General features: G+C 45.7%; 10 protein-coding genes and 1 tRNA gene. 9 read left to right on the top strand and 2 right to left on the bottom strand.

Annotated features, from left to right (window positions below; genetic code table 11):
- Window positions 1-4: 4 nt before the first annotated feature.
- From HMPREF9429_RS01435 to HMPREF9429_RS01425, 3 genes are all read left to right on the top strand, one after another.
- Window positions 5-5023: a TonB-dependent receptor plug domain-containing protein gene (locus HMPREF9429_RS01435; protein ID WP_083801167.1), complete on the top strand. Its 5019-nt coding sequence runs from the start codon at window positions 5-7 to the stop codon at window positions 5021-5023.
- Window positions 5024-5265: 242 nt separating this feature from the next.
- On the top strand, window positions 5266-6246 hold the full coding sequence (locus HMPREF9429_RS01430) for a hypothetical protein (protein ID WP_006941085.1): 981 nt from the start codon (window positions 5266-5268) through the stop codon (window positions 6244-6246).
- Window positions 6247-6384: 138 nt separating this feature from the next.
- Window positions 6385-6458 (top strand) — tRNA-Gly (locus tag HMPREF9429_RS01425).
- Window positions 6459-6497: 39 nt separating this feature from the next.
- Here HMPREF9429_RS01425 and HMPREF9429_RS01420 read toward each other — a convergent pair.
- Together HMPREF9429_RS01420 and ybaK are read right to left on the bottom strand one after the other, a co-directional pair.
- Complete coding sequence (locus tag HMPREF9429_RS01420; RefSeq protein ID WP_006941077.1) at window positions 6498-7148, bottom strand: uracil-DNA glycosylase; 651 nt, start codon at window positions 7146-7148, stop codon at window positions 6498-6500.
- Window positions 7145-7660: a Cys-tRNA(Pro) deacylase gene (ybaK, locus tag HMPREF9429_RS01415; RefSeq protein WP_006941075.1), complete on the bottom strand. Its 516-nt coding sequence runs from the start codon at window positions 7658-7660 to the stop codon at window positions 7145-7147. Before ybaK ends, HMPREF9429_RS01420 begins: the two co-directional genes overlap by 4 nt.
- Before the next feature lie 123 nt (window positions 7661-7783).
- Here ybaK and HMPREF9429_RS01410 point away from each other — a divergent pair, with 123 nt between their 5' ends.
- The 6 genes from HMPREF9429_RS01410 to HMPREF9429_RS01385 all read left to right on the top strand — a co-directional run bounded on the left by HMPREF9429_RS01410 (window position 7784) and on the right by HMPREF9429_RS01385 (window position 14389).
- The gene (locus HMPREF9429_RS01410) at window positions 7784-8584 is read left to right on the top strand and encodes a nitrilase-related carbon-nitrogen hydrolase (protein ID WP_006941074.1); all 801 of its coding nucleotides are present in this window, start codon (window positions 7784-7786) and stop codon (window positions 8582-8584) included.
- Window positions 8584-9762, top strand: coding sequence for an amidohydrolase (locus HMPREF9429_RS01405; protein WP_006941073.1), 1179 nt, complete (start codon window positions 8584-8586; stop codon window positions 9760-9762). Before HMPREF9429_RS01410 ends, HMPREF9429_RS01405 begins: the two co-directional genes overlap by 1 nt.
- Before the next feature lie 104 nt (window positions 9763-9866).
- Window positions 9867-11402 (top strand): PAS domain-containing protein, encoded by a 1536-nt coding sequence (locus HMPREF9429_RS01400; protein WP_006941072.1) that lies wholly within the window; start codon window positions 9867-9869, stop codon window positions 11400-11402.
- Between the two features lie 214 nt (window positions 11403-11616).
- The gene (locus tag HMPREF9429_RS01395; RefSeq protein ID WP_006941071.1) at window positions 11617-12576 is read left to right on the top strand and encodes an ABC transporter substrate-binding protein; all 960 of its coding nucleotides are present in this window, start codon (window positions 11617-11619) and stop codon (window positions 12574-12576) included.
- Window positions 12573-13586 (top strand): FecCD family ABC transporter permease, encoded by a 1014-nt coding sequence (locus tag HMPREF9429_RS01390; protein WP_006941070.1) that lies wholly within the window; start codon window positions 12573-12575, stop codon window positions 13584-13586. Before HMPREF9429_RS01395 ends, HMPREF9429_RS01390 begins: the two co-directional genes overlap by 4 nt.
- Window positions 13583-14389 carry an ABC transporter ATP-binding protein gene (locus HMPREF9429_RS01385; RefSeq protein WP_006941069.1) on the top strand — a complete coding sequence of 269 codons (807 nt, stop codon included), beginning with the start codon at window positions 13583-13585 and terminating at the stop codon, window positions 14387-14389. Before HMPREF9429_RS01390 ends, HMPREF9429_RS01385 begins: the two co-directional genes overlap by 4 nt.
- Window positions 14390-14402: the final 13 nt, after the last annotated feature.

Here is a 14402-nt window from a genome sequence, read left to right as displayed (position 1 = left end):
AATTATGAGGTATCCTTTAAGGTACACGAGACGGTATACGTTACTGCTGTGTGCCTTGGTTTCATGGCTGGCGGTGCCCGGGTATGAGGTGAGTGCCGCAGAACGAGTTACTACGAGAGATATTATTGTTCAAGCTACGCGAGCTGAAGAAGAAGCTAAGTTTGAGTCTCAACAAAAGACTATAATTACAAAGGCGGAAATTGAGAAGAAACAGGCAAAATCCGTTGAAGATATTGTCTTTAATGAGACGGGGGTCACCCGTACGGTCGACTCTATGGGGCGTGTGGGCGTCTCTATTCGCGGGGCCGAGCCTCGACATACACTGATTCTTGTAGACGGGAAACCCGTTATGGGGGACTTGGCCAAGTACTCCGGTGCCGGGGACGAATTACAACGACTGGGAACGGAAAACGTGGACCATATCGAAATCGTTCAAGGTGCAGCCAGTGCCAAGTATGGGGCTGATGCTATCGGCGGTGTCATTAATGTCATTACGAATAAACCGAGTAAAAAGTCGGGGCTTCGTTTTAATTTGGAAGGAAGGCGAGAAAAAGGAGACGGTGATATTTCACCGTATTCCAACTATTTTTTACGGGCCGATTCGGGACAGGTGGGTAAGTTCCGATTTGACGTATACGGCAGTAAACAGGACATTATGCCCGTCTATGCCAGCCGTGCCAGAAAGAACAGCTTTTTGGCATCTGATGAAGACCACGGTTTTTTGAAAAATTCGTTGCGCTTTTACGGGACTAATTCCAATGTCGGTGTTTTCGGCATCTATGACATTGATAAGAATCGATCCGTATCCGTTCGCGCAGACCGGTATAAGGAAAATCTGGAGCGGTATGTTAAGAGAAGCAACTCTTACGTAGAGCCGCAAGTTCATTACAAACGCGACTTGGATCGAAACAATATGAACCTGACGTACAAAGCTAAGTCGGGTAAGAGCAATTGGCAGGCGGAACTTACATATGCCCGCGTCAAAGAAAATGACATTACCCTGACGAGTGACTACGGCAACAGTACGTATGAAGGCAAAAATACTCTGAACTATGTGGACAATGTGGATCATCGGCAATGGAGTTTCGACGTGTCGGCAGATACACAGATAAATGATAAGCATCTTTTGTCGTACGGCGCCGGTTATGCCAATGAAGAAGGGGAAGGCAGTCGACTGAAAAATGCTCCGCATACGTATGTGCGTAACATAGATCCATGGGACTACGATAAGAGCTTGGCTGTTAAACGAGGTATCCCGTCATCTACCGTGTATCGGCACTCCTTTGCTAAAAACAGTGCCGGAGTTGAGCAGTGGGATAAGGAAAAGGAATGGTATAACGGAGATAAAAACGATCCGGCTACCTTGCCGCAGTTTACGTATGAAGAATATCTGCAGTATTTAGATCCCGATTCGGGACAGGATCCGGCGGCGGTCATGGGGCTCGTCGACGGCCCGGTGACGGAAAAAACTTTACAAAAACGAAATCCGGAGGCCTACGAACGGTATAAGCAATTTGCCAGAACCTTATTAGAAAATAATAGGGAGTTTATTGAAGACTATCACAACAATAAAGAAGGTCGACGAGATGAGCACGGCAACTATTATCCGGCGCTGTATGATGCTTACTTGCCCAGTTTTTATTACGGGGCCGTTCCGTCCTTTGACTCGACAAAGTTAAAACTTAACGGAGCTTATTTTAAGGAAGAATATAATAAACGTATCAATCAGGTGACCATGGGTCAGGCAAAAATTAAAAAGCAACATTTTTATTTGCAGGATATGTGGCAACTTAATAAAGATACAATCCTTATGCCGGCCTTGAGATTGGATCACAGTGAACTGTTCGGGTCCAATATGACCTTTAATCTGGGTATGACCCATAACGTAAAGGGTAATACGCATCGTCGGTTTAAGGCCAATATAGGGACGAGCTATACCGAACCGGGCATGGGAGAGCTGTATTATAACTGGGAAATGTACGGACCTAATATTGTCAATGCCACCATTGGAGGCGGTGAAGCTCGTCTCGGATGGTATTGGGTGGGAAATCCGCGTTTACAGCCTGAAAAAGCGGTAAACTTCGATCTTTCGTTGGAAGGGGAAAGTAAGAACACCTATTCGAAGGTGACCTTATTCCACAACCGTATAAAAGACTATATGTCCATTTACAATACGGGGTATTTAATGGATTTTTACCCTCAATATGATGAAAGTACCCCTTATGGAGCTTCAAAGTTTTCGCATGCTCCCGACCTGATTTACAGCTTCCGAAATATCGGGAAAGCGGAAATTACAGGCCTTGAATGGGAATTAAAACAAACCTTGTCCAAACATTGGAAGGCTCGTTTCGGCTATACGTACCTGCATGCCGTAAATAAGAGCGATAAGGATATGCCGCGTCAGCTTTTGGATAAACCGCAACATAAGATCGATATAGGTATAGATTACAATGATGAAAAGAGCGGTTGGAGCGGCAGCCTATGGGGAGATTATTATATTAACATGTTGGACAGTAACTCCCTTAAGGGTGGCGGTAACTACATGGTATCCTATATCGATCCGACGAATCCGGACAAGTCCGTCATTCATTATAACTTTAACACTACACGCACGGCCGATATGTATCAGCGTAAAACTTTCGGCATGTGGAACTTAATGATTCAGAAGAAAATCAACAAAGATTCAGTTGTGTACTTCGGGATTAACAACCTTTTCAATCATCGTGACGATGATCGAGCTTTTTCGGCACGTGTCTATCGCTTCGGAGCGAACTTCAAAATCGGATCGGATGCGGAATCCAAGAACGGAGCTATACCGAATGATACAATCGTAGAACCTTTGAGTTGGGAAGATTTCCTGTCACGGCCTTTTGATGACGCGGCTGAAAAAGGAGTGGAAGTTTTCGGTGATTACAGAGCCCGTTGGGACAGTCATTTGGGCTCTCAGAGACCGACAGCTCGTGTGACGGCGACCAGCTCCATTGATATCGATGCGGCGCGCAATTTAAGAGATGAAAAGGAGCATGGATTTGAAAACAGAGTACGTTTGGGTGTTAATGTTCGTGTAGACAAGAACACGAATATACGCCTCGTGGGCAGTGCTTCGGGACAAGTCGGAGTAGATACGGGGCATGTTACGGAAGGCTCACAAGGGTTTTCTCATCAGCGTCTTGAAGAAGCCGATTTGACAAACCGTCGCGGCAAATGGGACTTCAGCTTAGGTCGATTACATGAAAGTTTCGGGGTCACCTCTTATTGGTTCGGCAAAGAGTTTGACGGAGGCCGGGCTGTATGGACGGGAGCGAAGTCTCAAGTTAAAGTCGGCTTCGGTGATTTCAGTCATTCTACGGGTGTTAGTGATTCAGCTTATACCCATGCTGTTTATACGGGTTTCTTAAGACCTCCTACGGTAGATGAATTTGTAGGAACGACGCTTGACTCGGATGGCGGGCGCAAGGAATTGGTAGTAGATAATGCTCCGAATACGGTCAACTTCTATCAGCAATTAAAAGCACTAAGAGATCAGGAAGCTGCCCTGGCACGGGCTGTAGATGACGCAAAAACGGCGGCGGAGAATTTGGAAAGCGATATTTGGTCGAAGCAGTACCTGGACGGTGAACCGGAAAGTGTTCTTGCCCCCTTACGGCAACAGTTGGCACAGTTGCAAGCGGCAGTTACAGCTGCTCAGGCTCAGTATGAGGTGCAGACGGCGCCGCTTAGAGAACGGCAGTTTGAAGTTGTACGCAGAATGCGGGATATTGCTATAAAAGCGTACGGATCCGCCATAGCAAAAAAGACTGTCTCCTTGCGTATGCCTGAAATACAGGCGACTTATTCATATCATACAAGAACGTATGATGAAGATGACGGTCAGTGGTATGACGAAGATAACTCATTTAACCAAAATATTGCACCCGGTGTAACAGGACTGAATACAAAGGACCCGCTTTTTGAAATTTCTTTGGCCGATCCGTCGCTCTTTGATGAAAACGGCAAGGTTTATATTGATAAGTGGTATGATGCACATGCGGATCAAATCAAGGAAGCCTATGAAAAACGTGCCAAAGACTTGGGAGATCTTACTTTTACAAATCAGCCGTATACAGTAACTGTCGATACGACTCAGTTGGACGGACTAAAAGAAAAAATCTATAAGCTGAACAGCGTGGAATTGCCTGAATCGGGTACAAGAGGCACCGTTTCGGTTAAAGGTAGTGATTACTACCCCAGCTTGTTAGCCGATTGTTTTAATGAAATTGCGAATGTACTGAGACAGACGGACGGTTACAGCACTTTGCCGCGTGAAGAACTGGGCAAGTACACGGGAACCATTATTCCTTCTCAAGGCATTGTGTTACAGCGAGATTATGTACCGCCTATTGATCGAGCCGTATTTGTACAGGCTAAGCAGGTAGTAGGCGACAAACTTGGACTGACGGCTTGGTACTTGCGGTCTGTCGGCGGAAATTCGTATAAGGCTCATTATGCCGAAGGGCGTGCGACTAAGGAACGGACTTTTACTAATCCGGCTAATATTATAGGCTTAGGTGCCACTTATCGTCTGGGTAAGAAGGCTGCCGTATCTGTTGACTACGGTCAGAACCGGTCCGACTTGGGGAGATACTTGAACGGGCATACGGCTTATGAGCATACGGCGGGAACGTCCGACTTTGAAATTACGGGTCGTCACGACGGCGGTACACCTCATTTCTGGACACTTCGGTTTGACGTGGGCAAAGCGGATATGAAGGTACCCGGAAGTTGGAGCGCCTTTGCGGATTATAAGTATTTTGAACACGGTTCCTTCTTCGGAGGAACGGGAGCAACCGGTGTGCCGGACAGATACTTGGACGGCATTCGCAGCTTTACGCTCGGGACGGCTTACGTACCGACTAAGAACTTCCTGTTGGAAGCTTTTTACACTTTTGATGCTAAGGGGATAAATCGAAGAGATACTTTGTACGGGTCGGAAACCTTTACGTTGGGAAACTATACTCGTGTACAGGCTACGTATAAATTCTAGTTCCGATTGATGTAAAAAGACGGTCGTCTTCGCAGTATTGCGGAGACGACCGTCTTTTTAGGGATGATGAGAGCGTGGATTGCAGTGAATACTGCGAATTACTTTAAGGAAAAGTAACACTTTATTAACAAAGAAAACACAAAAATCATCTTCAATTGACCGGTTTAACAAAATGTGATAATTTTTATGTAAAAGAGTTATCAATTTTTCGAGAACTCAACCAGAATAAAGGAGTGTCGTTTATGAATGCAAAAAAATCTGTTCGCTTACTTGTCAGTGCTCTCGCCGTCACCTTGTGTACATCTTTTTCGGCGTTAGCTTCGTTTTCGCCGGTTCATTCCGTTGTCTTCGGGCCGGAACGAAACAACTATGATGATTCGTTTAAAGATCACGGCAACAAATTTCATATTTCTTACGCTCGCGAAAACGGCGTAGCTCAGATTATTGTTAAACAACATAGTAAGGTTATTTATACGAAAGAAGTACCGTCTCTCGGTCGTTACTATACAATGGAAATACATCAAATTGTAAATAACGATGACGGTCGTAACTTCTATATCGTTCAGTCGAAGGATTCGGAATTTGCCTACCTTATGGGCTATGACGAACGCACAAAATCTTGGCAGACATATACGGATGCTCGGAACTATTATTCGCCCGTAGCCGGTGAAGCCGTACATGAAGGGATTACCTTGCATTACGGTGACTTGGGCGTATATCATTTTAATAATCTGAGTGATCAGTACCACTGGTATAAGCTTTTCTGGGATAATAAAGCTCAGTGGTTCGGCTATAAAGAAGGGGCGGAAAATCGTCGTACGACGTATTTCAACAGCTCTTTGGTCTACAACGAACAATATAGACCGATTTACGCACAAGGCGATTATGAAACTTATTTGGATATGAAGTCTATATCCACAGATACGGATAAAGACGGCGTTTGGACTTTTACGGCACGGAAACACGAAACCATCATGGAATCGGATATCTTAACGGGCGAAGGCCAAAAAGTGAAGTACCGCGTCGATACGAATAAGAGCAAAGCGTATATTTACGATAAATCGACGAAACAGTGGAATGAACTCACTATGCATTCTACGCCGTCGACGGAACAAATGGCCGACAGTGTTGCTGTTAACTGGGCGTGCCAGCAGCATTTCGGTTACTTCATCGGTGACCTGGGCGGTGCTATGGCAAGATACGCTGCCGATTATAAGGGATAAAAAGTACGGTATGCTTTAGGTTTGGAATTCGGTCGGAGTTTTTTAGCGGCTCCGACCGAATTTTTCTTTTGTAACAGTGATGAAAATCCTTCGTTCTTTACAAATGACCGGTTTATTGCTATACTGAACATGTTTCGTGCGGATGTAATTCAGTGGTAGAATACGAGCTTCCCAAGCTCGGTACGAGGGTTCGATCCCCTTCATCCGCTCCAAAACAAAGAGGCTCGACACGATATCGTGTCGAGCCTCTATTACATATGTCGTTCTTTTTTCAAATAATTATAAGTTTGTAATAAATCGGGGATGAACTCACTTTTCAATACATATCCCGGTCGTACTTTCTGTGCCTTTTCGACAGCGGATTTTAAGTCGTAATAAACCTGCCACTTCGATTCGACCAGCTCTTTACCTGTTTGGCGCAGTAAAAAAGCAGGATGATAGGTGGGCATGACGGGAATTTTCTCATAATCAAGCCATTTGCCGCGATTCCTCATAATACTGCCTGCACTACCGTAAAAGTACTGAAAGGCAACCTTGCCGAGGCAGACGATGACGGCCGGCTTGACGGCTTCAATTTCCGCACGTAAATGAAGATCCGCGCAAAAACGACCTTCATCTAGGGTCGGGGTACGGTTGTTGTGAGGACGACATTTTACGATGTTGGTTACGTAAATACGGTCTCTTGTAAGGCCGACACTCCAGAGTGCTTTATCCAATAACTTTCCCGACGGGCCTACGAGCGGCACGCCGTACTCGTCTTCCACACCGCCGGGGCCTTCGCCGACAAACATGAGTGGAGAATCTTCAGGGCCGGACCATTGCGTGGGGCCGCGATTGCCTTCACGGCAGAGGTGGCAGGCCGTACAGTCCGTAAGAGCCGCCAGGCGTTCTTTACTCGTCATGACCGCACTCTCCCGTCAGTTAGAATGATATCGGACATCGTTAAATCGGCTGTACGTGCGTCGATGAGCTTTATAATATCTTTAGGAGTCGCAAGAATCTGAAGTCCTCTTTGGCCGGCACTGATACTGAAAATATCAATAGAAAGAGCGGTTTCATCAATATACGTAGGGAAAAGTTTTTTCATACCTATAGGTGAACAGCCGCCGCGAATATAGCCTGTAAGATCCGAAAGCTCCTTCACGTGAATGAGATGAACGTTTTTATTGCCGCTTACATGAGCGGCTTTTTTTAAGTCAAGTTCCTTGTGGACAGGAATACAAAAGACGACGGGGCCCGTTACATTTCCCCGGCCGACGAGAGTTTTAAAAACTTTATCCGGCGGCATCCCTACCTCGGCGGCTGCATGGATTCCCGATAAGTCTTCTTCCGTGTATTCGTAAGTTTTTATGTCGTAAAGAATGTGATTCTTATCCAATATGCGCATGGCATTGGTCTTTTTAGTTTTACTCATGGATTTTTCTCCTTTAATATTCAATTTTACTATAGCACAGCCTACTTATCCTTGCTACCGTTGCATGCCCAAAAATCCTATCTTATAATACGAGTATATTCACTCGAAAAAGAAGGAGTATTTATGAACATCAAAATTGTGCAGTGTACGGCTGCCAAATGTGACTGTGAAACAAATTATAAAAGAATTGAAGAGGCGACAAGTGAGGCTGTAAGTAGCGGTCATACGGATGTCCTTGTTTTTCCCGAAATGTGGAATACCGGATTTTATCCGGAATCATTGGAAACCGGTGCTGATGAGGACGGTAAGCAAACGAAAGCATTACTGGCAAAACTTTCTTCTCAATACGAGGTAAATATAGTAGGAGGCTCCGTAGCCGTACGAGAAGGCGCAGGCCTGTATAATCGCCTATATGCATTTAATCGTAAGGGCGAGGAGTTGGTTGCCTACGATAAGGTGCATCTGTTTTCTCCGGCTAAAGAAGATGAACGGTTTGAGGCCGGATCAGAACTTTGTAAGTTTGCGCTGGACGGTATACAGGCCGGGGCGGTTATTTGCTATGACTTGCGCTTTATTGACTGGGTAACGTTGACAGCTCAAGGGGCAGATATCCTTTTTGTACCTGCTTCCTGGCCTTTACCTCGAGTAGATCAATGGCGGCTTTTATGTTGTGCTGCAGCCGTTCAGTGCCAATGCTGGGTAGTCGGTGTAAATGCGACCGATGACGTACAGGGTAAAATCGGCGGCGGACATTCCTTAGTTGTTAACCCTTTGGGATATATAGAGACGGAAGCCGGCTCAAAGCGACAAATCTTATCGGCTTGCGTAGATACGAATTTATCCGGGGACGTGCGTAAACGCATACCCGTACAGACGGATCGCAGGGATGATATATATGAAAAAATAAGGCGAGGGATGAAATAATGAATCGGTACGATGAGTTAAAAAAATATATTGAAGAAAATGCGAAACTTGCCTATGACCTTAACTACGCCGTAGCAGCCGACCCGGAACTCTCCGGCTGTGAATACAGGGCTTGTGCCCGTTATGTAGAACTGTGCCGGCAAATGGGTTGGCCTGTAGAAGAGAACTTCACAAAACAGAAGACGGCTTTTCGAGCTGTTGTAACAAGACCTGAAAAAGCGGTGTTGAAAGTGGCTCTTCTGGCAGAATATGATGCCTTGCCGGATATAGGTCACGGCTGCGGGCATTCGGCTAACGGGGCAATGAGTTTCTTAGCAGCGGCAGCCTTGTCCAAAGTCAAAGACCTGCCCGTACAAATCGATTTAATCGGGACGCCGGACGAAGAGTTGCGCGGCGGCAAGGCTGTTATGGTTAAAGAAGGCGTATTTAAGGATTATGATTTAGCCCTTATGATTCATATATCGTCCGACCGGACGGAACCGAATTCGGAAGTATTGGCCTTAAGTTGCTATCGTGTCGTTTTTCACGGCCAAACGGCGCACGGAGCACACGACCCTTGGAAGGGAAGGAATGCACTGAACGGGGCTATGTTGGCTCTTCATGCCGTAGATATGTTGCGCCAGCATGTACGGCCTGAGACGCGTATAGGCACGTACATTGTGGACGGCGGGACGGCTTCAAACGTTGTCCCGGACCGAGCGGAGTTGGAATGCACTCTACGCTATACGTCACGCCCTTATCTAAATGAAGTCGTGGAAAAATTTATGAATTGTATTAAAGGGGCGGCCCTGGCAACGGAAACGACATATGAAGTGACTCCCGTGGGCTTGGATTTTGATGATATGGTATGGAATAAGGCGGCAACGGAGGTCTCGGCATCTGTTTTAACAGATATGGGAATTGAGTATATGATGCCTGACGGATCTAACGGCAGCTCCGATGTAGGCAATGTGAGTCATCAATGTCCCGCTCTGCAATTATATTTAGCGGCGGGCGATACTTATTATCCGGGTCACTCCCGGGAAATTGCAGCCATGGTTCAGGATAAAAAAATAGAACCGGTTCTTTCTTGCGGTGCCGAAATTATGGGCCGTATTATTTTGAAGCTGGCAACTGATGAAAAGAGTCGCCGTGCTGTAGCTGACGAGTTTGCCCGTATACAAGAGTCCCGAATATAATGTTGTAATTACAATGGACGGACCTTGTGAATATTCATATACTTGGACTGTGAGAATGATAAATTGTTTCAGTATAAAATATTTATATACAAGGAGAATTGAATATGGTACAGGCAGATGTATTTAAAGTAGATATTGAAAAATGTAAAGAACTGGTGCGTATTAAACGGGCCTATATAACGGGGCACATGTCGTTTGACGAGGCCCGCAAGGAATTGACTTCCAGGTTTGATTCCGTAACGCCCGAAGAATTTGCTTACGGTGAGCAGCAATTAAAGGAAGACGGAATTGAAGACGGGGAAATGCAGGATCGCATGGATGAACTGCTGAAACTCTTTGACGGAATTTTAAAAGGCAGAGAATGCGAAGAGTTGCCCGAAGGCCATCCTATCAGAACTTTTCTAGAGGAAAATAAGGCTATGGAAGGGCTGGTTTCGCGTATGAAGGCCTTATTGAAAAAAGATAAGTTTATTAAAAATGAGTGGTTGGAAGTCTATGACGGATTATTATTGTATCAACGCCATTTTGCCCGTAAACACAATCAGCTCTTTCCCGCATTGGAAGCCAAGGGGTTTGACAGACCGACAGCTATTATGTGGAGTTTTGACGATGCGGTTCGTAATGCCGTGACGAGAGGAAAACGACTCCTCGATACGGATCAGGATAAACTGTTCTTGGAACTTCAGCCTGAAGTAATTGATAAAATTGAAGATATTATGTTAAAAGAAAAGTCCATCCTTTACCCTACGGCCTTAAAGCTTTTGACGGAAGATGAATTCAGGCAAATGCGATTGGGTGAGGAAGAAGTCGGCTTTGCCAATATTGAAGCTCCGTCCGGATTTCTGCCTGAAAAAGAAGCAGCGTTACCGACTAATGCGGGTTTTGTGGGTGAACTTAATGATCTCTTACAAAAATACGGCGTTAAATCGTCGGCGGAAGATATTTTAGAGGTAGCTAACGGCAAATTGACATTGGAACAAATTAATTTAATTTACCGGCATATGCCTATGGATTTAACCTTTACAGATGAAAATGATATTGTTAAATTCTATACGGATACGAAAGAACGCATTTTCGATCGGTCTGCAGGGATTATTGGACGAGTGCTACAGAACTGCCATCCGCGTGAAGTGCGACCTATTGTTAATCGTGTCGTCGAATCCTTACGAAGCGGTGAAAAAGATAAGGTACAATTTACCTTAAAAAAGAAGGACCGAATCGTTCACATTGAGTATATCGGCGTTCATGACGAAAAAGGAAAGTTCCGGGGTGTTTTGGAAACTATGCAAGATGTGACTCCTTTCACGAAAGACGGAGAAAGCGTAGCGGCGGAAGAACGGAGAAATGAGATTATACAAAACTCTCAGGCCGGGAAAGAAGTTGCTGCAAGTGCTCCCGACAAGGGTGCCGAATTGACGACGTCTATAACTATGGCGGGTCTCTTTGATAAGTATCCGTATTTAAAAGAATGGTTCATCGCCTTGTCTCCCACTTACTCTAAACTGAAAAATCCTGTTGTCTTTGCCGCCATGGGGCGGATTGCTACCCTGGATATGGTGGCTCAAAGAGGCGGCTTCGAACCTGAAGCGTTGCTTGAAAAAGTAAAGACGGAAATTGATCGTCACGAAAGAGAAGAATAATAATAGAAAAAGATGAATAAAGAAATGGGCCCGAAAAGGCAGAACCTTCCGGATCCGGTAAAAATACCGATTGTCTTTCTAAGATAATCGGTATTTTTTATTGGCATGACAACTCAATAGTTTTTGTATAACTAATTGACATACGGTATCAATTTTTGTAAGATTATGTAGGAAAGTTATACGTAAATTAAAAGAAAATATAAGAGGTGGTTTTATGGGCAGAACGGTTAAGATCATACTGGCTATATTGGCTATTTGTCTTGTCGGCCTTGTCGGATGGATGGGAATGCGGCAAAGCGGAACGGAAACCCAGACAGTGCGGACTGTCACGGACGGCACGGGTACTGAAGTATCCATTCCCGTTCATCCGAAACGGGTAGTCTTTTTAAATGCATCTAATTTAGATATGTATTATGCAGCCGGCGGTACGGCTGTGGGGAAACCGTCGTCGTCGTCCTTTGCCCCCGATTTAAAGGAGAAGATTGCCGACATTCCTGAAGTGGGAATGATTCACAACCCGAATATAGAAAAGATTCTCTCCTTAAAGCCCGATTTAGTAATTGGAGTCAACGTTCCTTTTCAAACAGGTATTCGAGATACATTGCAAAAAGCGGGAATACCTTTATACATTAATAACTTAAATTCATACGAAGATGTATTGAACACGTTGACCTTTTTCGGCGAATTGACCGGGCATGAAGATACGGCGGCAGCTGAAAAAGAAAAAATAGAAGGAGAATACAAGGCTGTGGTGGACAAAACTAAGGGAAAGACGCCGCCTCGGACACTTATTGTATTCGGCACTCCCGGAAGTTTCAGCATGGCTACGAGCAAATCTTTCAGCGGTGATTTGTTGACTCAGCTGGGTGCCGTGAATATTGCCGACGGAACCTCTCCGGTAGAAGACAGTTTTGTGCCTTTAAGTATGGAATACATTGTGAAACAAGATCCTCAGGATATTCTTTTTATAAGCATGATGCCCGACCCGACTCTGGTTGAAAGCTTTAAAAAAGATTTAGCGGAAAACTCTCTCTGGCAAGGCGTGACGGCTGTTAAGACGGGGCACGTATATTATTTGTCGGGAGACTTGTTCTCCGTTAACCCGGGGACCCGTATTGCCAAGGCGCTTTCCGTTTTGTATACGGACCTGTATGAAAACGGAGGCACGCAATGAGCCGAAATACCGCAACCATAGACGGCAGTAAAGAAAAGCGGCGTTATTTAACTCTGCTTGCCGGCACGGTAGCTTTGATTGGATCTTTGTTTATCGGTATAGCTGCCGGTGCCGTTCCTATTACGCTACGGGAAGTATTTGAGGTTATACAGGGAGTAACACAATCGGAAAACTATCGGATTATTTATTACATTCGTATGCCTCGTGTTATTTGTGCGGCTCTTACGGGAACGAATCTGGCCTTGGCAGGGTGTATATTACAAGGCATTTTACGCAACCCTTTGGCCGACCCGGGAATTATCGGAGTTACGGCCGGGGCCGGGCTGGCTGCCATGGCACTCATGCTTATTTCACCGGAACTTACGTACTTCGTTCCTTTTGCCGCCTTCGGCGGTGCCGTTGTGGCCTCTATAGTAGTCTTTTTGCTGGCCTGGGAACACGGCATTCATCCTTTAAGACTTATTTTGGCGGGTGTGGCAATTGCCGCCTTTTTCGGCGGCGGTTCGGCAGCTCTGTCCGTGTTTTTCTCTGATCGCATTCAGGGAACTGTCAACTGGATGGCAGGCGGCTTTGCCGGCAACAGTTGGCGACATGTTGTCATGATTTTGCCGTACAGTGCTGTCGGTATTGTAGCGACCATGTGCAGTTATCGGAAATTAAATGCCTTGCAGTTAGGTGACGATGTGGCTGCTTCATTGGGACTCAATGTAGAACGCGTGCGTTTTTTCCTCTTGGCACTGTCGGCCTTGTTGGCCGCTTCGGCGGTCAGCGTAGCCGGACTGTTGGGCTTTGTGGGCCTTATTATTCCTCATATTATGCGTCTTATTGTCGGCTCGGACTTTGAATACCTCTTGCCGGCGTCGGCTGTTTTCGGTGCCGTGCTGGTGGTTTTGGCCGATATGGCGGCGAGAACTGTATTCAGTCCTGTTGAAGTGCCTGTGGGTATTTTCTTGTCCTTTTTGGGAGCACCCTTCTTCTTATATTTATTGAAAAGGAGGATGCGCTCGTGAGTGATACATTGGAAATTCGCAACGGACATTTACAATACGGCAAAACCGTCATTGCTTCGAATATGAGTGCCGCCTTTTTAAAACCCGAAATCGTTTCTATTATCGGACCGAACGGTTCCGGTAAGTCGACCTTGTTGAAAGCCTTGGGTCGGTTGCTGAAGCCGACGGGTGGGGCTGTGTATTTAAACGGTAAAGACTTGAAAGAGTTAAAGTCGGAAGCCGTGGCAAAACATATTTCCGTCCTGCCGCAGTCGGCACAAGCCCCGGGAGATATGACCGTGCGGGAATTAGCGGCATGCGGTCGTATCCCTTACCAATCGGCTTTTTCCCAATTATCACAGGATGACGAGGCGGCCGTTGAGCATGCATTAAAGGTTACGGGCCTTACGAGCATGCAATATAAGAGAACCGGTGCCTTGTCGGGCGGTGAGAGGCAGAGAGCCTGGTTGGCCATGGCCTTGGCTCAGGAACCGAAAATTCTGCTCCTTGATGAACCGACAACTTTTTTGGATGTCCATTATCAGCTTGAGTTAATGGATCTTGTCGTACAACTTCATGAGAAGACGGATATTACGGTTATTATGGTTATGCATGATTTAAATCATGCGGCCCGCTTCAGTCATCGTCTCATTGCCGTGAAAGATGGAGAGATTGTAGCTGACGGACCGGTGAGAGATGTATTTTGTAAGGAGATTTTAGAAACCCTATACGATGTAAACGTGACCATTACGGAAGTAGAAGAAAACGGGCGGTATTATCCCATGTGTTTCCCCTATTTGCGTAAAGATAAAACTAAATCATAACAGGAGGATTACG

Source organism: Megasphaera micronuciformis F0359, from assembly GCF_000165735.1.
In the GTDB taxonomy this organism is placed as follows: domain Bacteria; phylum Bacillota; class Negativicutes; order Veillonellales; family Megasphaeraceae; genus Megasphaera; species Megasphaera micronuciformis.
Note: the sequence above shows the minus strand (reverse complement) of the source record. Positions and strands in the feature narration are given on the sequence as shown.